Source organism: Actinopolymorpha pittospori (assembly GCF_014873875.1).
Lineage (GTDB): Bacteria > Actinomycetota > Actinomycetes > Propionibacteriales > Actinopolymorphaceae > Actinopolymorpha > Actinopolymorpha pittospori.
The window spans coordinates 119,978-140,544 of record NZ_JADBEM010000001.1 but is presented as its reverse complement, the minus strand read 5'-3'; the positions used below and the strand labels follow the sequence as shown (position 1 = coordinate 140,544).

The 20,567-nt window shown below is 66.9% G+C and carries 19 protein-coding genes; 5 read left to right on the top strand and 14 right to left on the bottom strand.

Annotated elements, in window-relative coordinates:
• Window positions 1–2 precede the first annotated feature (2 nt).
• Together HEB94_RS00675 and HEB94_RS00670 are read right to left on the bottom strand one after the other, a co-directional pair.
• Window positions 3–1,235, bottom strand: coding sequence for an FAD-dependent monooxygenase (locus tag HEB94_RS00675; RefSeq protein WP_192748161.1), 1,233 nt, complete (start codon window positions 1,233–1,235; stop codon window positions 3–5).
• Between the two features lie 93 nt (window positions 1,236–1,328).
• On the bottom strand, window positions 1,329–3,437 hold the full coding sequence (locus tag HEB94_RS00670) for a HelD family protein (RefSeq protein WP_202896025.1): 2,109 nt from the start codon (window positions 3,435–3,437) through the stop codon (window positions 1,329–1,331).
• 284 nt (window positions 3,438–3,721) lie between these two features.
• Here HEB94_RS00670 and HEB94_RS00665 point away from each other — a divergent pair, with 284 nt between their 5' ends.
• Window positions 3,722–4,081 (top strand): nuclear transport factor 2 family protein, encoded by a 360-nt coding sequence (locus tag HEB94_RS00665; RefSeq protein WP_192748160.1) that lies wholly within the window; start codon window positions 3,722–3,724, stop codon window positions 4,079–4,081.
• Between the two features lie 187 nt (window positions 4,082–4,268).
• Here HEB94_RS00665 and HEB94_RS00660 read toward each other — a convergent pair whose 3' ends face one another.
• Complete coding sequence (locus HEB94_RS00660; RefSeq protein WP_192748159.1) at window positions 4,269–5,021, bottom strand: methyltransferase domain-containing protein; 753 nt, start codon at window positions 5,019–5,021, stop codon at window positions 4,269–4,271.
• Between the two features lie 197 nt (window positions 5,022–5,218).
• Between HEB94_RS00660 and HEB94_RS00655 the strand changes: the two genes are divergently transcribed.
• Window positions 5,219–6,430, top strand: coding sequence for an oligosaccharide flippase family protein (locus HEB94_RS00655; protein ID WP_192748158.1), 1,212 nt, complete (start codon window positions 5,219–5,221; stop codon window positions 6,428–6,430).
• Here the strand turns inward: HEB94_RS00655 and HEB94_RS00650 are convergent.
• The 8 genes from HEB94_RS00650 to HEB94_RS00615 form a co-directional block, all read right to left on the bottom strand.
• Window positions 6,397–7,584 (bottom strand): glycosyltransferase family protein, encoded by a 1,188-nt coding sequence (locus tag HEB94_RS00650; protein ID WP_192748157.1) that lies wholly within the window; start codon window positions 7,582–7,584, stop codon window positions 6,397–6,399. The two genes, HEB94_RS00655 and HEB94_RS00650, sit on opposite strands and share 34 nt — an antisense overlap.
• 7 nt (window positions 7,585–7,591) lie before the next feature.
• Window positions 7,592–8,956 carry a hypothetical protein gene (locus HEB94_RS00645; RefSeq protein WP_192748156.1) on the bottom strand — a complete coding sequence of 455 codons (1,365 nt, stop codon included), beginning with the start codon at window positions 8,954–8,956 and terminating at the stop codon, window positions 7,592–7,594.
• A gap of 76 nt (window positions 8,957–9,032) precedes the next feature.
• Window positions 9,033–10,193 (bottom strand): glycosyltransferase, encoded by a 1,161-nt coding sequence (locus tag HEB94_RS00640; protein ID WP_192748155.1) that lies wholly within the window; start codon window positions 10,191–10,193, stop codon window positions 9,033–9,035.
• 47 nt (window positions 10,194–10,240) lie between these two features.
• Window positions 10,241–11,386, bottom strand: coding sequence for a non-hydrolyzing UDP-N-acetylglucosamine 2-epimerase (gene wecB / locus HEB94_RS00635; protein WP_192756158.1), 1,146 nt, complete (start codon window positions 11,384–11,386; stop codon window positions 10,241–10,243).
• A gap of 8 nt (window positions 11,387–11,394) precedes the next feature.
• Complete coding sequence (locus HEB94_RS00630) at window positions 11,395–12,015, bottom strand: GNAT family N-acetyltransferase (RefSeq protein WP_192748154.1); 621 nt, start codon at window positions 12,013–12,015, stop codon at window positions 11,395–11,397.
• Window positions 12,012–13,121: a polysaccharide biosynthesis C-terminal domain-containing protein gene (locus HEB94_RS00625; protein WP_192748153.1), complete on the bottom strand. Its 1,110-nt coding sequence runs from the start codon at window positions 13,119–13,121 to the stop codon at window positions 12,012–12,014. Before HEB94_RS00625 ends, HEB94_RS00630 begins: the two co-directional genes overlap by 4 nt.
• Complete coding sequence (locus HEB94_RS00620) at window positions 13,118–14,137, bottom strand: polysaccharide biosynthesis protein (protein WP_192748152.1); 1,020 nt, start codon at window positions 14,135–14,137, stop codon at window positions 13,118–13,120. Before HEB94_RS00620 ends, HEB94_RS00625 begins: the two co-directional genes overlap by 4 nt.
• 11 nt (window positions 14,138–14,148) lie before the next feature.
• A complete protein-coding gene (locus tag HEB94_RS00615) occupies window positions 14,149–15,396 on the bottom strand; it encodes a glycosyltransferase family 4 protein (protein WP_192748151.1) in 1,248 nt (415 codons plus the stop codon).
• Window positions 15,397–15,525: 129 nt separating this feature from the next.
• Between HEB94_RS00615 and HEB94_RS00610 the strand changes: the two genes are divergently transcribed.
• Together HEB94_RS00610 and HEB94_RS00605 are read left to right on the top strand one after the other, a co-directional pair.
• A complete protein-coding gene (locus tag HEB94_RS00610) occupies window positions 15,526–16,689 on the top strand; it encodes a DegT/DnrJ/EryC1/StrS family aminotransferase (RefSeq protein WP_192748150.1) in 1,164 nt (387 codons plus the stop codon).
• Window positions 16,686–17,270: a sugar transferase gene (locus tag HEB94_RS00605; RefSeq protein ID WP_192748149.1), complete on the top strand. Its 585-nt coding sequence runs from the start codon at window positions 16,686–16,688 to the stop codon at window positions 17,268–17,270. Before HEB94_RS00610 ends, HEB94_RS00605 begins: the two co-directional genes overlap by 4 nt.
• Window positions 17,271–17,312: 42 nt before the next feature.
• Here HEB94_RS00605 and HEB94_RS52060 read toward each other — a convergent pair whose 3' ends face one another.
• Window positions 17,313–17,441: a hypothetical protein gene (locus HEB94_RS52060; RefSeq protein WP_273374641.1), complete on the bottom strand. Its 129-nt coding sequence runs from the start codon at window positions 17,439–17,441 to the stop codon at window positions 17,313–17,315.
• 191 nt (window positions 17,442–17,632) lie between these two features.
• Here HEB94_RS52060 and HEB94_RS00600 point away from each other — a divergent pair, with 191 nt between their 5' ends.
• Window positions 17,633–19,369 carry a tyrosine-protein kinase domain-containing protein gene (locus tag HEB94_RS00600; protein WP_337917416.1) on the top strand — a complete coding sequence of 579 codons (1,737 nt, stop codon included), beginning with the start codon at window positions 17,633–17,635 and terminating at the stop codon, window positions 19,367–19,369.
• Between the two features lie 15 nt (window positions 19,370–19,384).
• Here HEB94_RS00600 and HEB94_RS00595 read toward each other — a convergent pair whose 3' ends face one another.
• Window positions 19,385–19,894: a DinB family protein gene (locus HEB94_RS00595; protein WP_192748147.1), complete on the bottom strand. Its 510-nt coding sequence runs from the start codon at window positions 19,892–19,894 to the stop codon at window positions 19,385–19,387.
• 96 nt (window positions 19,895–19,990) lie between these two features.
• Window positions 19,991–20,431, bottom strand: coding sequence for a DUF402 domain-containing protein (locus tag HEB94_RS00590; RefSeq protein ID WP_192748146.1), 441 nt, complete (start codon window positions 20,429–20,431; stop codon window positions 19,991–19,993).
• Window positions 20,432–20,567 lie beyond the last annotated feature (136 nt).

Below are 20,567 nucleotides of genomic sequence, written 5' to 3'. Positions count from 1 at the left end.
GTTCAGGTCCGGCGGCGCGATGCCCCGGTCCGCAGAGCAGTGGGAGGTGTCCAGGTGGACCACTCGGCTGTCAACTTGCGCCACAGGCCTTGTGGCGTCAGCTGAGCGACGAGGTTGGTCATCGCGTACGCCACGGCGCTGTCGTTGCAGTTCCGGGCGTTCGACTGACGGGCCGCAGCCGCGACCGCCTGCGCGCGGGTACGCCGCTGCTGGTCGTAGGAGGCCAGCGCGCCGCTCAGGTCGCGGTTGGTGAGGAGTGCGTCGGCGAGGACCACGGCGTCCTCGATGGCCTGGCAGCCGCCCTGTCCGAGGTCCGGGGTCATCGCGTGCGCGGCGTCGCCGAGCAGAACCGTGCGCCCGTGTACGAACGTCGGTAGCGGGTCGAGGTCGAAGTTGTCGTTGTGCAACACGCGGTCCGGGCGGGTGGCCTCAACGAGCACCGGGATCGGGTCATGCCAGCCGTCGACGCGGCGGCGGACCTCGGCGTGTTCGTCGCCGTAGCCCTGGCCCGGCTGGTCGGCGTTGACGACGAGGAACCAGTAGACCCGGTGGTCGGTGAGGGGGAGGAGGCCGAACTGCGCCCCACGACCGAGCGTCAGGCTTTCGGTGATGGGCCAGACGCCATCGGGTTCGGTGACCCCGCGCCAGATCGTGCGGCGTTGGAACCGCGCCACCGGGTGGTCGGGCCACAGCTGCCGGCGGATCGCGCTGTCGATCCCGTCCGCGGCGACCACCAGGTCCGCGGTCACCTCCTGCCGCGCGCCCTGCGACTCGTACGTCACCGTGACGCGATCCTGCGCGCCGTCCTTCTCGCCGTCCTTCTCGGTCACCGCCACGACCGTGGCATCGGTGCGCAGCGCCTCCTGGGGGAGGGCACCGCGCAGCACCTGGTGCAGGTCCGCGCGGTGAACGACGAGAACCTTCACGTCGCAGGGATGTGCGTGGCGCACCCACCGGCCGTTGGGGTTGCGCATGTTGGCGCGGATCACCGCGCTGACCGCGTGGGAGGCCACCGCCTCGTCGAGGTCGAGCAGCGCGAGAACCCGCACGGCGTTCGGCCACAGCGACAGTCCTGCGCCCACGGTCGCGATGGCCGTTGCCCGTTCGAGCACCGTGACGTGCCAGCCGATCCGGCGCAGCGCGACCGCGGCGGTCAGCCCGCCGATCCCCGCACCGACGACGACCGCCGACCGCGAAACACCTGAACTGGGTGAGCCGCCTTCGCTCGACCTCATTCGTCCTCCCCGTTGGACGTCTCAGCACACCGGCCCGCACGGGCACGTGGTCCGCGCGGCAGAGCCGTTCATGATCGTAACGACGCGGCCCCCTCAGGAGCGCGAGCCCGCCCCGCGGTCGCCTGTCCCGCCACCGAGTCGGAGTACGGCGACCCGCTTGGTGGCACGGGTGAGGGCGACGTAGAGGTCACGCGTGCCGGACTGACGCCGAGCCTCGATCGCGCCGGGATCGACGACGACCACGGTGTCGAACTCCAGCCCGCGCGCATCGGGAGCCGCGACGATGACAGCACCCGTCCCGTCCAGCACCCTCGTGAGGTCGGCGACCCGATCAGTAGGGCCGATGACGCCGACGAGCTCACCGGTGTGGGCGTGGTTCGTCTGCTCCACGAGTTCGAGCAGGGCAGCAGGGATGTCGGCGTCGGTGACCGGGATCGTGCGCGGGCGCTCGCCGTGCCGGATCGAGCGGGACGGCACCTGCCCTGGTGCGATCCGCGCGAGCAGGGGAGCGGTCGAGTCCAGAATCTCGGCCGTCGTGCGGTAGTTGATGGTCAGGGTGTGGCGATCGAACCGCTCCCCAACGAACGGCCCGACAGCCTCCGGCCAGGTCCGGACCGTGGTCGCTGACCCGGCCTGGGCGAAGTCGCCGACGATGGTCATCGAACGTCCCGGGCAGCGGCGCATGAGCATGCGCCACTGCATCTCGGAGAGTTCCTGCGCCTCATCGACCACGATGTGGCCGTACACCTCCGCAGGCGGTCCCTCGATCAGTGCTCGCGCCTCATCCAGCAAGGCCAGGTCGGCGTCCGTAAGCCCCGAGCCGGGGTCGCGTACGAGGTGTGCGACCTCATCGACGGACGCCGAAGGCAGGTAGGTCGTGAGTGCCTCACGGTCGGTGAGGAACTGCTCGAGCGCGTCCGCGGCACGTAGCCGGGGCCACACCGCCTCGATCGCGAAGTCGACCGCGGGGTCCTCGATGAGCCCGTCCCGAACGCTGTCCCAGTCGAACTCGGGTCCCGCGGGTGCGACCGCCTCATCAAGGCCGAGCCTGCGCAGGTCCCCGGCGACCGCCTGGTCCAGGTCGACGCCCAGGATGGCCGCGACCTCCGCGTCCATCTCGTTGAGCGCATCGGTCGTGCGCCTCTCCAGCAGGTTCACCAGGGCTTCGACGAGATGCTCCTTGAAAGCTTCCCGCGCCGGATTGTGGGCGAGCCCACCCGAGGTGGCGACGCGGTGGGCGTCGATCACGGTCTCCGGTTCCAGGACGAGCGTGTCCTGCCCGACCCGTACGGCAAGGGGCACCCCACGCGGCTGCCGGTCACGCACCCACCGGGCGAGGGCTGCGGCGAGCCGCGCCTGTCCTTTGATCCGTGCGACCGGATCGGAGTCGGCCGCTGACGGTGCCACGCCAGCGAGATCGGCCAGGGTCGCCATCTGCACATCGTTCTCACCGAGTGAGGGCAGCACCTCAGAGATGTAGTCGAGGAACCGCCGGTTCGGGCCGAACACCAGCACGCCTCGCTCGGCGAGGACCGGAAACGCGTAGAGGACGTAGGCGGCGCGGTGCAGCGCCACGATCGTCTTACCGGTTCCGGGACCTCCCTCCACCACGGTCACGCCTCGATGCGGTGACCTGACGATCACGTCCTGCTCGGCCTGCAACGTCGCCACCGCTTCGCGCATCCGGCCGGTCCGCGCACGCCCCAGCGCGGCCACCAGGGGCCCGTCCCCCACGATGTCGTGAGAGGTGGGGCCCGAGCCGTCGAGGATCTCGTCGCTGACGTCGGCGACCCGGCGATGGTTCAGCCGCAGGTGCCGACGTCGACGCAGCCCCATGGGCCACGCAGGTGTCGCCGCGTAGAAGGGACGCGCCGCGTCCGCGCGCCAGTCCACCAGCAGCACCGCGCCGTCCTCTGAGCGCAGCCCGATGCGTCCGATGTGCAGCGAGCCACCCGCCGCGCTGTCGATCCGGCCGAAGCACAGTGAGCGTTCGGCGGCGCGCAGCTCACCAACGGTGCGCGTGAGGCGGGCGACCTCGACGTCGCGGGCGTACAACTCCGCCGCGCTCTCGGCCGGCGCGGCGAGCACCCGACTGTGCGCGGCGAGCGCCTCGGTGACGGCAAGATCGAGTCGCTCGTACATGGCGTCCACCCGCTGCCGCTCGACTTCGACCTGCCGCGTAACGCCGTTGTCCATCTGCATGCCTGGCATCTCCCCCTTGTCGACCACCCAGTATGCGGAGGAGAACAGATGAAAGTAAGGCTTGACTTACTTCGCTGTTTTTGGCCTTGTTCCCGCGCGGTCGTGGTGTGGTCCGGCTGGCCGGCGCCGACCCGTTCGAAAACGCCGCGCTGAACCTTTGTCGAACGCGCCGCCCATCTCGTCCGCGTCCAGCCGTTCATGATCGACAACGTCGTATGGTGAAGCAGCACCGCCGTCTTTGGGTGAAACGGTGCGACCTCCAACGAAAGCCCTGAGGAGCCTTCATGCCCAGTGAACTCACCAAGCACGTGTTCGCAGTGGTCGACGCCCGTGACGCGGCCCCGTTCAGTCGGCTCTTCGCCCCGGACGGACGCATGATCTTCGGCAACGCCGAGCCACAAGTCGGTCCCGCCGCCATCGAAGCCGGACTGAGCGACTTCTACGGCACGATCAAGGAGTTGCACCACACCCTTGTCAACGAATGGGTCGTCGGGCCAGACACCATCTGCGAACTTTCGGTGAGGTACGTCCGACTGGACAGCAAGACCGTCACCATCCCAGCGGTGACAACGTGGCACCTCGACGACCACGCACGGATCGACAGCTACCGGGTTTTCATCGACCTGACACCAGTATTCGCCTGACCGATGACGTGAAGTAGGCACACAGTGGATAGGTCAACCTCGGTTGGCCCCACTTGGGCGGCTAGACCTGGACCCGGCTGAGGGTCTTGGCTCGAGGGGGTGTTGTTGATCTGCAGTCTTCTCGGTAGGGAACTGTCGGCGGGGTGCGGGGCCTGGTCTCCTGAGCTCGACCGATGTGAGCAGATCGTCAGGCGCGACGCCCGTGGAGGAGGTAGAAGATCCCGTGTGAGCCGTCCGGGTCGCCCGCATGGAAGTGTGTGGCCACCTCCAAGCTCTCGAACAGGGGCCCGTACCGCTCGCGCACCTGCTCAACGGTGCCGAAGAAACGCACGTGGCTGGCGTAGTCGAAGTTCGGAACAGTAGCGAGAATGATCGCACCACGCGGGACGCGCTCGAGGACCGGGAGGTCGTCGATGATGTGCTCGAGCACCTCTGTAGCGACCACCACGTCGAACTTCTCCGAAGTGTAGAGGTCGGTGGTCCGGGCGTCGGCGACCTCCAGACGACAGTTCGGCAGCCTCTTCCTCGCGAGTTCGATCGCCGTCGGGCTGAAGTCGAAGCCGACGTAGGAGCCGACGCCCTTGTCGAGCATCATCTCTGCCAACTGGCCGGGGCCACAGCCGATCTCGAGCACCGAGCTACCGGGGGCGATCCGCTCGCAGAGCGCCTCCCATACCGGCAGGTACCTCGACTCTGAGTAGTGGTTCACGTAATCCTCGTGCCCGTGCGAGTACACGTCGTCGTACCAGCCGCTGGGTGCACCGCCCCGCGCGACGAGCACCTTCTTACGCAAACCCCAGACAGCCTTCTTGACCTGCTGCATTACCGGGGTCTTCTTGATCTGCGTGACGAGCGTGTCGCCGTTGGTGTGCTGCATCTCAGGGCCTCCGTGCTGTCTGTAGTGGAACCAGTACGATACGTTATAGCCTGGGTGTCCCACACCGTTAAGAAACGGAATGGAACGGGTCTTCCCAGCCGATCTGTTATCGTCGGGGCGCGCTCCGCCGACCACGCTGTGACGACCGTGATGATCTTGCTGGAGAACGGATGCGCCCTCGGTTCAGGTGGCTGAGCTGGGTGACGACGACTCTGGGTCCGCTCGGACGTCGCGTCGCCATACTGGCGACCGGGGCAGGGTTGGCACAGCTGGTTCCCACCCTCGCCTACCCATTGCTTGCGCGTGTCTACTCTCCGGCGGAGTACGGGACGTTCACGATCCTGGTGTCGGTCGGCGCGATCCTGACGGTTGTCGCCGCGGGCCGTTATCACATGGCCATCATGCTGCCGGCGGCAGAGGCAGATGCGGTCAGGCTCGCGTCATTGGCGCTCGTGTTCTCAAGCGTCGTCTCGGTTGTGATGCTTGTCCCCATCTTCTTCCTGCGCGGGCAGGCCGGCAGACTCGAGCCGTTGGCGGAGTCCTCCCAATGGCTGCTGGTCGTGCCGTTGATGGTGTTCTTGGGCAGCGCCTTCGAGACGCTGTCGTACTTCAGCATGCGACGTGATCGGTACGTGGACGTCACTCGCGCGGGGGTCATCAAGGCCTTCGTGGCATCGCTTGCCCAGATCGGCCTCGGCGTTGCGGGAATGGGCGTGGCCGGGCTGGTGACCGGCAATCTCGCTTCTCTCGCGACCGCCAACGCGCGCCTGCTCAGAACTTACCGCAACGCCGCACGCCCGGTCGGCTGCGACCTGGCCCGGTATCGGGACCTGGCGGGCCGGTACAAGGACTTCCCCAAATACGACCTGTGGTCCAGTCTTGCGAATGCGCTGTCCTACAACCTCGCGGTGTTCGGGTTCGCGACGCTCTACACCTCTGCGACAGTGGGAAGCTACGCGTTGGCGTACCGAATCGTCGTGCTGCCCGTGACGTTGGTTGGTACGGCGATTTCGCAGGTCTACTTCCGAGAAGCCGCGCGACGCACCCACTCGACGATGGCGGCACTGCATGCGTTCGACAGGGTCGTCAAGGTTCTGGTCGCGGTATCGCTGCCCCCCTTCGCGGTCCTGCTGCTGTTCTCCGATGCCTTGTTCGCGACGTTTCTCGGGGAGACGTGGCGCTACGCCGGGTCGCTTGCGGCGGCCCTCGTCCCGCTGATGTGGGCGCGGTTCGTCTCCAGCCCGTTGAGCACGGTGTACCTGGTCTACGGGAAGCAGCGTGCGCTTCTGTGTTGGCAGATCGGGATCCTGTCGTTGACCATGGTGAGCTTTCTGCTCGGTCACCTCTACGCATGGACGCCCAAGCACCTTCTCAGCATTCAGTCCCTGGCACTGGCGGTCTCCTACGCGCTGCTTCTGGTCGGAGCGCGGCGGGTCGTTCAGGGCGCCGGCCGCCGCTCAGGAGCGGACTGACGCTTCGGATTGGAAGGCCGTCGAGGTGGGGCGGCCAGTTCGCGCAGGAATGCAAGGCGCCGGTCCTCCTTCGTTCTCGCGTCAACGTTGTTAGCTAACGCCGGACTGCAGGTGCGTCCGGTCTGTCGCGCCGCGAAGTCCTGAAGCCGCCTGGCGATGTCGACCGTGACAGCGAAGCCGTACCCCAGACTGAGGACAGACTCCTCTGACGCCGGTAGGTCCGGGTCGGTATGCCCGAGTACCACCGGCAATCCCGCCCGAATGTAACCTCGAACCTTCAGAGGCGAGGCGAACTCGCAGTCGATCCGCTCCAGGCCGAGGCTGCCGACGCCGATGTCCATCTGGTGCAGCAGCCTGTCGTGTGCCGGGACATCGAGTCGCCCGTGGTAGATGAGATTAGGTCTGCTCGCCGCCAGCCCCTCGGCACCGATGACGTGAAACTCGAGATCGGGGCAGAGCTCGGCGAGTGCCTCGTACTTGTCCAGGCCGTGCCAGCGTTCGGGCACACCGACGGACATGACCAGCCGCGGAGGTCCAGGCTTCCTGTCCCGCACGCTGCCGAACTGGACCGACCGATCGATGCGCACACCGTTGGTGAGGACCATCTTGGCCGCGGGGAACCGACTGAGGTGTTGACTGTCCGACAGGGCCGGATCGATGTAGACGAATCCGCTCGCCGCCTTGAGCACGTAGGACGATCCCAGCCACGAGACCACCTTGACCCCCCATGGGCGCCACCGCCGCTCGACGGCTTCGTCGGCGTGATGCTCCAGCACGACCGGCGCGTACCTGGCCAAGGACCTCAGCCCCGGCCAAGGCAGTGCGTAGCGGGCGTAGATGACATCCGGCCGGACGCGCTTCGCCCAGCCCCCCAGATGCCGGGTGGCCAGAAAGCTCCGTGAGGCGATGAGCGGATGCAGCTTGTGAGGTCCTGCCATCTCCGCCCGCGCGAGGGAGCTTGTGTCTCGAACACACACGGCTACATCCGCCACCACCCCGCTGTCTGCCCACAGCGCAAGCCGGTCCTGCAGCTTCTCCCACAGGCCCATCGGCCCAGCCGGATCGAACGTGACGACGTAGCCGACCCGAAGCTTGCGGCCATCTGTGACGTGGGCCGTGGTCGGCTCGGAAACGTTGACGAGTTCATCAGTCATACCAAATTCATCTCCCGTGTCGCAGGCCCGCGCGCCAGCGCCTGCCATCGGTCGGCGCGCCATGACCTGGCGTGCCGGGCTCACGTGTGCGAAGCCGCGCCCAGGTCAGTGCCATCGCCAGCAACACCAGCAGGCGGGTGCCCGTTCTGCCGTTGTAGGTGTGTGTTCCGCCCCAGAGGAGGTCACCTATGCCGCCAGCAGTGATGATTGCGGCCGTGAGCGACAGCAGCCGGGTCCGAGTCTGAAGGGGACGCCGCACGACGCGGATGAGCCAGGTGTCGGCGAGCCGGATCGCGAGGCCGAGCACGGGGATCATCAACGCTACGCCGAGCAGGCCGAAGTTGTAGAACCACTCCCCAGCGCTGAGTGGGGCCAGTGTCCCACCGATGCTGGCGAGCTGTGGGGCGAAGTGCTCTGCCAGCACCAGCCCGAGCCCCGGCGGCTTGGACGCCCAGAGCTCTCTGGGCACCTGGGTGACCAGGGCCGCCCAGAATGTCGAGCCGTACGCCCTTGGCAGGTCGTCACCTTCGGCCAACATGCGGGCGAACAGGTGGAGCGGGGCGGTGATCGATCCTAGTCCGTCCAGGCCGGTCTCGCCGTACATCGTGCGACCCAGCGCCTCCCTTGCCTGCACCAGCACCCACAAGGCCGGGGCCGTGGCGGCCAGGACGAGCGCCTTGGCTCCCCGACCCTTCACGTGAACGCAGGCCGCGGCGACTATGCAGAACGCCAGCGACGCCAGAACCAGTCGCCCGAAACCTCCGAAGACGTAGTGGGCATAGAGACCGAACGCTCCGACGACCAGGAGGATCCGGCGCAGCCCGGGAGTTCCGCCCGGCGCGTGTGGGAGGTTGAAGACGCAGACACACAGGAGCGTTACGCCAACGAACGACACGGACCCCGCCAGGATGGGTGGCCCAACGCCGCCGGCCGCCGCCGCGGCACCGATCAGCGCCAGGGCGGCACCGGTCACGGCACCACCCCGCAGGATTGCGGGATCGGCGGCCGGGGTGGCCTCCTGACGGATCGCCAACCCGTGACGGCGCCAGAATCCGCAGTACAGCAGGACATGGGTGAAGTAGCAGGCACTTGTGGCGGCGACCATGGTCGCGTCGACGACGCCCGCCTGAGACCACCAGTAGAGGCCGGCGTAGCCCACGAAGATGGCTGAGGACATCGAGAAAACGCCCGCCGCCGTGATCTGGCGTCCGCCGTGCTGCCAGAACGCCCACGCACCGAAGACCAGCGCCAGTGAGGACACGATCAGTTGCGCGGTGTCCATGCCGCCCGGACCTCCGGCGTACATCCACACGATGACAAGAGGGATTGACCACAGGGCCGCGACGGCGGCCCAGTGGTGATGGGCCCGCACCGGGACGGCATGGCGATCTCCGGCCCGATCAGCGCGGTCTTGTGGTTTCGGCCACGCGGTGTGCATCGACAGTGGATCACTCACGAGGGCCGTCGCTCAGGTTCGGACGGGTGACCGTATGGATCGCCGAGGCGATGAGTTCGCAGGTCGGAAGGCCGCCGTGAGCGTCCTCCGCCTTCCTGAGGGCGTCCGAACAACCGTGACGCAGCGACCTCCACGTCTCCTGGTTCGTGGTCGCAACCTGAGCCAGCGTCGAGCTCAGCTGGGTTTCGTCGAGCGGATCGACTGCCCAGCCAGCGGTCCCGTCCACGAACTCCGCCCAGTGCAGGCTGTCGGAGACAATGACTGGACAGCCCGCGGCGAGAGATTCGGCCACGGACTGGCCAAAGTTCTCCGACAGGGAACACAGTATCGACGCGTGGGACTGCGCGAACGTCTCGTGAACCTTCTCAGGCTCCAGCGGCCCTCGGTAGGTGACCCCTATGTGCGGCGGCAGCTTGCTGATCTCGTCCTGGCAGGCGTTCCAGTAGCTGTGATCCTCCAATGGCCCCCAGATGTCGAACAGCAGGGGTGAGGTCACCTGCCGCAGGGCCCTGATGATCCTGTGCAGGTTCTTGATCGGCGCGATGCGGGACACCTGCACGATCTTCAAAGCTGCGGGCGGCACCTCCAGGGTCGGAGGGCCACCCGCGCGCAGCCGATCCGCCGAGATCAACACCAGGTTGTTCGGGTGGTGGCGCCGGGCATCGGCCGCCTCCAACTGGGTGGAGGCATGGAAGACGACGCCGCGATGGAGTCGAAGTGAACGAGCGACCCGTTGGTAGATGTTCTTCTTGGTCGACTTGATGGCAAGGGCGGAGGAGGACAGCTCACCCCGGGGCGCCAGCAGGGTTCTCGAACGAGTCAGTCCCACCCGTCTGGCAAGCAGCGGCGCGATGGAGGAGAAGGGGGACATGTAGCTGTTCAGGTACAGCAGGTCCGGCCGTAGTCGCCGAGCCTGCGCTACCGCCCAGACAACGTCTGCCGGAGAATACCAGTCAACGTATGCAACGTTGGCCCAGCCAAGGCGCGTCCACTGTCGTGTCTGCACACCGGCGTAACACCGACGATCACCCAGGTCCCTGTCTCGGGTCAGTAGCCAGACGGAGCACGCGCCCTTGAGGTCGTCGACGAGGTTGGCGACCGAACGGGTCAGCCCGCCGCCCTTGTAACCAGGGAGGTAGTAGTCGGTTAACACGAGGACCGTAGGAGGAGTCGTCGTGGGCCTTCCTGGGCCAGATTCACTCACGAACATTCCTTCGCGTGTCCATCGGAGTTCGGCCGCCGGATTCCCGCGACCTCGTGGTGCGAGTGCGCCGTGGAGACCACGAAGTTGACGACCCGGGCCGAGCAGTTGGTGATGTCGTACTCTGCGGCGATCATCCGCTCCTCCAAGCGGTGGCGTTGCGTGGTGACAAGCTGGACGGCCGTCAACACCGGCGTCGGTGCGATCCCCGCCGTCACGATCGATCCCGAGTCCAACGACTCCGGCCGTTCGATCGCTGCGCGCATCGTGACAGCGGGGAAGTCGAGAATGGCCGACTCCTCGGAGATGGTTCCCGAGTCTGACAGGACGCACGCGGCCTGGGTCTGGAGCTTCACGTAATCGAAGTAACCGAACGGGTCGTGGAAGTCGATGCCTTGCGGCTCCTCCCAGCCCGAGAGCGCCTCGAGTCGCTTCCGAGTACGCGGATGCGTCGACACCAGCACCGGCAGGTTCCATCGATCGCGGACCGCCACGACGGTGTCGAGCAGCATCCGCAGCCGCTCCCGACTGTCGACGTTCTCCTCCCGGTGCGCACTGACCAGGAAGTAGCCGCCGTCGGTGAGTCCGAGTCCGTCCACCACTTGCGAGGCGTCGATCCGGGGACGGTAGTGCTCGATGACCTCCCGCATGGGCGAGCCGGTCAGCAGAATGCGGCGCGGATGGAGTCCCTCGGCCAGCAGGTTGCGGCGCGCGTGCTCGGTGTAGACGAGGTTGAAGTCGGCCACGTGGTCGACCAGACGGCGGTTGGTCTCCTCGGGCACGTTCTCGTCGAAACACCGGTTGCCGGCTTCCATGTGGTACACGGGGATGTGGAGGCGTTTGGCGATCACCACGGCGATGGAGCTGTTGGTGTCCCCAAGTACAAGAACCGCGTCGGGTCGCTCGGCGCGGAGCACCTCCTCGGACTTGATGAGGGTTTCCCCCAGAACCCGGCCGAGCGAGGAGGTGTCCACGTTGAGATGGTGGTCGGGTCGACGGAGCTCCAGTTCCTCGAAGAAGATCTCGCTGAGCCTGCGGTCGTAGTTCTGGCCCGTGTGCACGAGAACGTGCTCGAGGGACTCGTCGAGACGGGCGATCACCCGTGAGAGCCGGATGATCTCCGGGCGGGTGCCGACGATGGTCATCACCTTCACTACCGCACCACCTTCTCAGCCGAGATGCCGTAGCACTTCATTCGCCTGCCCTCTCGAGTCGCGTACTCGCCGATCAGCGTCCAGCCCGCTTTCCGGTAGAAGTCGTTGACGCGCTCGTTGTCGTCCGCGTCGGTGGTGAGGTGAGCACTGTCCGCGCCACGTGTCTGCACGCGGCACCACCACTCGTCGATGAGACGCCGGCCGTGGCCGGTGTGTTCGACGTCGGGATCCACGCAGATCGAGCTGAGCAGCGCGCCCGTCGTCTCGACCGGAGTCTGGCCCCGGTAGGCCAACCCGCGAAGGATCCGCATGGCGGTGCGGGGGTGTCGCGCGACGGCCCGCAGGCTCGCAACCGCAAGTTGCGGTGCGCGGGTGAGCACCAATCGCCGGAAGAACCCCTCGGGCGCGACGGTGCCGACGACTAGCCCCACGACGTGCCCGGCGTCGTCGCGCGTCACTACCGTCACCGCGTCCGGGTCGGTAACGAACCCCGAATAGAAGACCCGCAGGAACGGCTCGCCGAGACTGGTCAGGAAGAAGGTCTCGAAAGCACGCGCGTGCAAGGCGGCGGCCTCAGACACATCCGCGGCCGCCAGCGAGTCGAGGTCGGGTGGGCTCATGTGTCGTTGGCCTCGCGTTCGACCTGTTCGGCGAAGGTGTCGGGGGAGTTGGGGTCGAACAGCGTGTGGGTCCAGAAGAACGTCACCAGCTCCTCATGCCCGGTGTTGGTGATGTTGTGCGCCCACATCGTCGGCATGTCGACCACCGTGGGTTCGTCCCCGGACACGTCAAAGCTGACCACCTCCTCGTGGAACAGCCGCCGCAGGCTGATGCGCGCGCGTCCCCGCAGCACGAGGAAGCGTTCGACTTTGGCCAAATGGAAGTGGTTCCCTCGTGTGACACCTGGCAGCGATGTCGACACGAAGCTCTGCCCCTGGCCACCGTGGCAGCGAACACACTCGACGAGACCGCCGCGCTGGTCGCGGTTGACGGTCAGGCGGACCGGATAGGCATGGGGGAACATCGCTGCGCGGAGGGTGTTGAACATGTCGACGTCGAGTTGCGTGGTCAACGGCGGAATGTCACCGCTCCGGTAGAGCCGGTACGCGTCCTGCAGTGTCTGCCACACGGACTGCACGGTGGTGGGTTCGCCCGCGGGTTCGACGGTGGCGTCGCCTGGCGTGTCCACACCGTTGATGAGTTCTTGCGCCGCCTGCTGGGCGTGCAGGACTTCGACGGGACGGTCCTGTACGTCGGGGACCTGCCCCAGCGCGGCAGCGTGGGCGAAGGTGGCGACGAAGGAGTTGTAGTTGGGGCGTCCGTGCTCGCCGAACAGGTTGGGCAGCACCACGTCGACGAAGGTGGAGCCGGTCGACCTCGCCGCGGTGGCGAGGATGTCCCGCGCCTCGGCCTTGCCCCGCCCGTAGGGTGAGTCGCTCCCGCACTGGATGGAGTTGGCGAAAACCAGCCGAGGTGCGCCAGAGCTTGCCCCCACGGCCTTGCCCACGGCATCTGCCAACTCGACGTTGCCCTTCTCCACCTCCGCGTCGGTCCCGCGGTTCACGCCGGCAACGTGGACGATCGCCTCGGCATCTCGGGCTTCCGTCGCGAGTCGGGAGAAGTCGCGTCGTGTCAGGGCGATGACCTCATGGCTCGTGAGCGCGCGCAGCCGGGTGCGGAGGTGCCAACCGAGGAAACCGTCACCTCCGGTGACCACGATCTTCATGACGGCACCTGGCTCGCCTGGGACGCGATCTCCGGAATGGTGCGCAGCAGGTCCAGCGTCTGGTCGAGGTCGAGCTGCTCGGTGGTGTCCGAGGAGTAGTCGCATACCTCGACCGACCGGTGCTCCCCCCGGTCGAAGTAGAGCTCGTACTCCAGGGAGCGCGCGTCCAGCGGCACGCGGTAGTAGTGGCCCTCGTCGATCGAGGTGGCCATCTCCTCGCGTCTGAGCAGGGTCTCGTGCAGCTTCTCTCCGTGCCGCGTTCCGAGCACCCTGATCTCCGGTTCGCCGTAGCCAAGCAGCTTGGCGACGGCCCGGGCCAGCGTCTCCACCGTGCAGGCGGGCCCCTTCCGAACGAAGAGGTCGCCCGGCTCCGCATGCAGGAAGGCGTGCTCGACCAGCTCTACCGACTCCTGGAGGGACATCAAGAAGCGGGTCATCCTCGGCTCGGTGACGGTCAGCGGCTCGCCGCGCCTCAACTGGTCGACGAACAGCGGGATGACCGAACCGCGGGAGTACATCACGTTGCCGTACCTCGTCATCGACACGACCGTCGATGACCGCGGGTAGTTACGCGCGAAGGCCTGCGCGACCTTTTCCATCAGGGCCTTCGACATACCCATGACGTTGACCGGATATACCGCCTTGTCGGTGCTGAGGCACACCACCGAACGGACATCGGCCGCGGCGGAGGCGTGGATCACGTTGCTGCTGCCGATGATGTTCGTCTGGACCGCCTGATGCGGGAAGAACTCACACGACGGCACCTGCTTGAGAGCGGCGGCGTGGAACACATAGTCCGCACCGGCCACCGCGTCCTGGACGCTTGTCAGGTCGCGAACGTCGCCCAGGAACAGTTTCAGCCTGGGATCGGCGAACCTGCGCCGCATGGCGTCCTGCTTGGTCTCGTCGCGGCTCAACACGTGCACCGCGCGAACGTTCTGGGTGAGCAGGCGCTCGACCATGGTGCAGCCGAACGACCCCGTGCCCCCGGTGATCGTGACGGTGACGTCTTCCATGACTTTGGCATTCACAAGTGGACCCTCATGCCTTTGGCGTGGAGCAAGGCTGCCTCGACGCGTTCGACGCCTGCCTCCACCGAGAACGTGCGTGCGTAGTAGGCGCGTCCTTGCCGTCCCATGTCACGAAGCTCGTCACGACCCAGGTCGCACATCGCGCGAATGCCCGCGGCGATGGCCACCGGATCGTCGGGGAGCACAGTCACTGCAGCGCCGCTCTGCCGCGCGACGGTCGCGACATCGCCTTCCCCGGCAACCAACATCGCCCGACCAGAGGCAAGGGTGGCTTGCACCTTGCTCGGCATCGTGTAGGCAGCCATGCTGGTGGGCCGGAGGCCGACGAAGTGAACATCACCGGTCGCCATCAGCGCTGGCATCCGCTCCTTGGGCAGGCGCCCGAGGAAACGAATGTTCGTCGCACCCGACGTGCGTGCGCGTTGCCGCAGAGACTCCTCGGCCACGCCGGAGCCCGCGACGAGGCAGACGAGGCGTCGATCGTCGACGACCGCCGCGCACGCGTCCACCAACGCGGTGAGGCCCTGCGTCTCCCCGAGGGTCCCGGCGTAGACCAGGACGGTCTGGTCCGGACCGATGCTGAGCTCGGCCCGCATGTCGTTCGCCGCCGGCGTGAGAGCACTCTCGTCTGCCCACATCGGTATGTAGACGAGCTTCTCCTTCGCCACGCCGCGGCGTTGGAGAAGGTCGCCGACGCCCGGTGAGATGTAGGCGATCCGCCCCGCCGAGCGGTACATGCCACGGCACCACGCCGACATGCCGCGCTCGAGAGCGCGCAGGGTGCGGCCAGGGGCGACCAGCCCGCTCGCCCGGACGCTGTCGGGCCAGAGATCCAGAACGTGCAACACGACCGGCACCTTGTGGACATAGCGAACGAACCACATCGGCAACGAGACGGTGATGGGGGAATTGCTGACCCACACAGCGTCGAGGTCGCGCAGTGCGTCGACACCGGACACAATCGCGGACATCGCGAAAGACCCGTACGTCGCGACCCGGTGTACCGGGGACGCGTCGTGACTGGGATAGAGGGCTACGCGACGTATCCGGACGTCCTCGAGGGTCTCCTCCATCCGGCGGGCCATCCGATAGCCCGACATGAGCCGGCCGGTCGGGTAGTTGGGGAAGCCGGTCAGTACCCGTACCTCGTGCCCACGCTTGGCGAGTCCGCGGGCGAGGACACCAGGCAGGCTCGCGGGCCCTGGTTCGGGGTCGAACCACTGGCTCAACAGACCGACCCGCATAACGAGCTCAACTCCTCCCGAAGAGTGCTTGAGTGACTTCAATACGTACGCAATCAGCGTAAGCGGCAGTCTATACTCACTCAAAGTCAACCGACTGCTACACATTGTGAAAACGTGGGGTGCCCGCTCATGTCAGAGGGCTTGCTTCCATTCGCGCTTCCCGACATCGGTGACGCTGAGATCTCGGCCGTCACCGAGGCGCTCCGATCCGGCTGGGTGTCCAGCGGACCGTTCGTCCGAGCGTTCGAGAAAGAGTTCGCCGAGTTCTGCGGGCCCGGTGTCGAGACCGTCGCGGTGAATTCGGCCACGGCCGGCCTACACCTCGCGCTTGAGGCGCTCGGCATCGGTCCAGGCATGGAAGTGCTGGTACCGACCTGGACCTTCACCGCGACCGCCGAGGTGGTGCGTCACCTGGGCGCGGACCCGGTCTTGGTTGACTCTCATCCGGCCACCCTCAACCTCGATCTCGCCGACGCCGACAGCAAGGTCACGGCCAGGACCGCGGCCATCCTCCCGGTCCACTTCGCCGGCCAGCCGGTCTCGCCGTCCGAGCTCCGGTCGTTCGCCGACGCTCACGCCCTGTCGGTGGTGGAGGACGCCGCCCACGCCTTCCCGGCCGCGAGCGAGGGCGTCTTCGTCGGCTCGGGTGAGAGTGCGGCGACCGTGTTCAGCTTCTACGCCACCAAGACGATCACCACGGGCGAAGGCGGCATGCTCGTCACCAGGGACGGCGACATAGCCCGGCGTGCGCGCTGCATGCGGCTGCACGGCATCGACCGGGACGCCTTCGACCGATACCGCAGCGACCGTCCCGCCTGGCGCTACAACGTGGTCGCCCCTGGCTTCAAGTACAACCTCACCGACCCCGCCGCGGCCATGGGCCTCGTCCAGCTGGAGCGGGCCGAGAAGATGCGGCTGCGCCGGGGGGAGATCGCGGCGTACTACAACGAATCCTTCGTCGGCGCCGGCCTTCCGCTCGACCTGCCTGGCAAGGTGGCCTGGGGCGACCTGCACGCCTGGCACCTGTACGTGATCCGGTTGCTGCCCGACGCGCCGGTGACCCGGGACGACTTCATCGTCGAGATGTCCGAGCTGGGCGTCGGCTGCAGCGTGCACTTCGTCCCGCTGCATCTGCAACCGTTCTGGCGCACGTGCTACGACCTACGCGACGGCATGTTCCCCGTCGCCAGCAGGGAGTTCGAACGGGTCGTCAGCCTGCCGCTCTACTCCCGGATGACCGATGAGGAAGTACGTCGTGTCGTCGAGGCCGTCGTCGAGGTCCTCACCCGATGAAACGACTGTTCGACGTGGTGGTATCGGCCGTCATGCTCGTCCTGCTCAGCCCACTCCTTCTCGTCGTGGCGGTGCTGATCAAGCTCAGCAGTCCAGGACCGGCGTTCTTCCGGCAGGAGCGGGCCGGCCGACACGGACGGATCTTCCGCATCCACAAGTTCCGAACGATGCGTAAGGTGCCAGGCTTCGCGGTCACCTCCGACACCGACCCGCGCATCACCGCCGTGGGCCGAATCCTGCGCGCCACCAAGCTGGATGAGCTTCCCCAGCTCTTCGACGTCCTGGCGGGGACCATGAGCCTCGTCGGGCCCCGACCGGAAGTCCCGCGGTACGTCGAACACTGGCCGCCCGCGGCGCGACCACGGATCCTGTCGGTGCGACCAGGCATCACCGACCCCGCCTCCATCGCCTACCGAAACGAGTCCGCCGAGCTCGCCCTGGCCCCAGATCCCGAGGAGTACTACCTGTCCGTTGTGCTGCCCCGGAAAGTAGAGATGTATCTCGCTTACGTTGCCGACCGGACCTGGCTCGGCGACCTACGGATCCTCGCGCAGACCGCATGCGCGGTCGTCGGCCGGTGAGTTCCCCACTCGTTCAATGGCGGCGGCCTCATGAACCAGCGCCTAATGGTCCTGCTCGTCACGGCCTGCAGGCACGAAAGCGAGCCCGACGCCGGGGATGTCGACGTAGTGGCCCAGGCTGTTCGCCCAGCGCTCATACTCGGCCCCTTCGTCGAACTCGGTCGTTCCCACCGCGCCGTGGTCACTTCCGAGAACTGGTCGTCCGTTGTCATGCTCCGAGCGCGATAAGGCCCCCTCGGCTGCGGGGTTCCACTGATGCTCCACGCCGGCACCCCCTGACGTCGCATGTGTGCGCGACGAACCTGTTAAGTCGCTATGTAAGCACCAAACTCTTGTAGATATGGCATGGTTGCCCGAAAGGGATGCCTGTTAGTGACGACATGCTCACTGACAGCATCTCCTGCCTGGTAAGGGGCCGCCCGACCACGGCGCGGCGCGAGATTGCAGACTCGAGAACGGACAGCTCGGTGGAGCTACGCGACTACCTCAAAGTGTTACGGCGCCGATGGGCCATCATCGTCGCTTGCGCAGTCCTGGCAACAGCTGCCGCGGTCGGTGTGACCCTCAATCAGACACCGCAGTACGCATCCACCGTGCGACTGTTCGTGTCTACGCCCAACTCCACCAGCTCCGACGCCTACCAAGGCGGCCTCTTCTCCGAGCAGCGGGCTGCGTCCTACGCCGAGATCGTGACCGGACCGGAGGTCGCCAGGGCTGTTGTCGACCGGCTCGGCCTGAAACAGAGTCCGGCCTCGCTGCAGAGCAGGACGGACGCGAGTGTGGTCCCGAACACCGTGATCCTGAAGGTGACGATCACCGACCCCGTCCAGGCCCGGGCCCGGGTGCTCGTCCAGGCGGTCGCCCAGGAGTTCATCGCGCTCGTCCAGAAGCTCGAGCGGTCACCTAACCGAGCGGGCTCGCCCATCAACGCCAGCCTGCTGGGCGCGCCGGTCACGTCGAGCACGCCCGTCTCCCCCGTACCGCCCCGCAACGTCGGACTCGGAGCCGTCCTCGGCCTGCTGCTGGGCGTCGGGCTCGCCGCGCTACGTGAGGCCTTCGACACCAAGGTGCGTGACCCCGATGAACTGATGGAGTTCACGAACGCGCCATTGCTCGGCACAGTGCACTTCGACAACGCCGTGGCCAAGAAGGGGCTCATCACGTCGTTCAACCCGCGCGACCCGCTGGTCGAGGTGTTCCGGGTGCTCCGCACCAACCTCCAGTTCGTCCGGGTCGACCAGCCGAGCAAGATGTTCGTCGTCACTAGCGCCGTCGCGGGCGACGGCAAGACCACCACTGCGTGCAACCTCGCCATCTCACTGGCACGTGCCGGTTATCGGGTCGCCCTGGTCGAGGGCGATCTCCGCCGGCCCGGTGTGGCCACGGGTCTCGGCCTCGAACGGGCCGCCGGGCTCACCACCGTCCTCATCGGAAGGCTCGACGTCGCGCAGGTCATGCAGAAGTGGGGTGAGGATGGGTTGTCGGTGCTCACGAGTGGCGCGCTCCCTCCCCACCCCGCCGAGTTGCTCCAGTCCCGAGCCATGTCCGACGTCCTCGCGGACCTACGCAAGAGCTTCGACGTCGTACTCATTGACGCGCCACCGCTGTTGCCAGTCACCGATGCCGCCCTGCTCGCGGCGCAGTCCGACGGGGCGATTCTGGTCGTGAGGCACGGCGCGACGTCGCGCGAGCAAGTGCGTATGTCGCTCGAGCGGTTGACGTCCGTCCATGCACGACTGGTCGGCACCGTGCTCAACAGAAGCCCCAAACGGCAGGTCACCAGCTACGCCTACAGCTACGAATACGCACCGGTGCGAGGGAGGCACCGCCCTCCCGCCACCCGGTCGGCCAACAGCGAACGGACGGCCGGAAAGTCCGCCGATCCCGAAGAAGTGTCAGCGCGAAAGCCCGCCAACGGCGGACGGGCGGCGCGAAAGCGCGCCAACGCTGAAAGGGAGGCACGAGAGCTCGCCCCGAGTGACCGGTTCGACTCTTCGCTCGTCACCGACACAGTCGTGCCCGCCGACGCGCCAGAGGCTGTGGGCCCCGGGAGACGCGACCTTGCGACGGAGCGGCCGGGTGAGGGTCGCAGAGGCTGATGGCGTCGATGCGGTTCAGTCTCCCGTCGTCCCGTCCAGGAGTTCGCGGAGGATGTCCAGGTGCCCGTTGTGGCGCGCGTTCTCCTCGACGAGATGGTGCAGGATCCAGCGCAGGTTGAACTCGGTTCCGTCACGCATCCTCTCCACGGCGGGCATGTCCAGGTCCCACCCGGCGATCAACGCGTCGTGCTCGCGGGCCAGCGCCTCGTAGTCGGCCAGGACCTCCGAGATCGGCAGGTCGAGGCGGTAGTGGAACTCCCGGTCCGGGTCCTCCTCGGTCCAGGGCCCTTCGTCCGCGTGACCCAGCAGCCGCGACTGGATCCAGGAGTACTCCACCCAGCGCAGGTGGCTGATCACCCCTGAGACCGTCATCAACGGTGACCCCGGCAGCAGGGCCTTCCGGGCGTTCTCCTCACTGATGCCCGCACACTTCGCGATCGCGGTCTTGCGCGTGTAGTCCAGCATGGTCAGCAGCGTCGTCCGTTCGTCGAAGCTGCTCGGCACGTCGGTTCGGTTTGTCGTCATGCCGCGATCCTGCCCGCTCGATCAGCGCTCCGTCGATTGCTTTCCACGGGCCCGTCGACGACGGCGGGAGCATCCCCTTGGAGAGCTACCGCCTCTTCAGCTGACCAGTTGCCACCAGGAGACGTAGGACCCGTCGAACGGTGCGATGCCATCGGACAGTGCGGCCACGACCGAAGCGCAGGCTTCCTCCGCGGCAACGACCAGCTCTGGCGGGTAGGACCATGCTTGCGACCGCTCCAGGAACTCCTCACGATCCAACACCGTGACCGGCCCCGCGTCGCCCTGCTCCAGGTCGAGATCAAGATCAACGAACTCGAACACATCGCCGTCCCGCCGAATCGCGGTGCCGATGTCGACATACACACTCGCGGGCCGCTGCCCGACAGGAGACGACGGCACGAAGTAGGCCGACCACATCTTGCCGACCGGGATCACGCGGAGACCGGGGATGGCGTTGTAGGGACCAGAGGGGGTCTCCGCGACGGTGCCCTGCGGCATCCACAGCCACGTGCCCGCGGCATCTGACCCAAGCTCCAACGATGGCGTCCTTCGATGGAAATCGCCGTTCCACTTGGTCGAGACCACCGAAACGGATCTCCACTGAGTCGCCATGATCCGTCCCCTCGGTGCCTGCTCCGCCGCCGCGACCAGTCTGCCGCACGAGCGTTGCCTG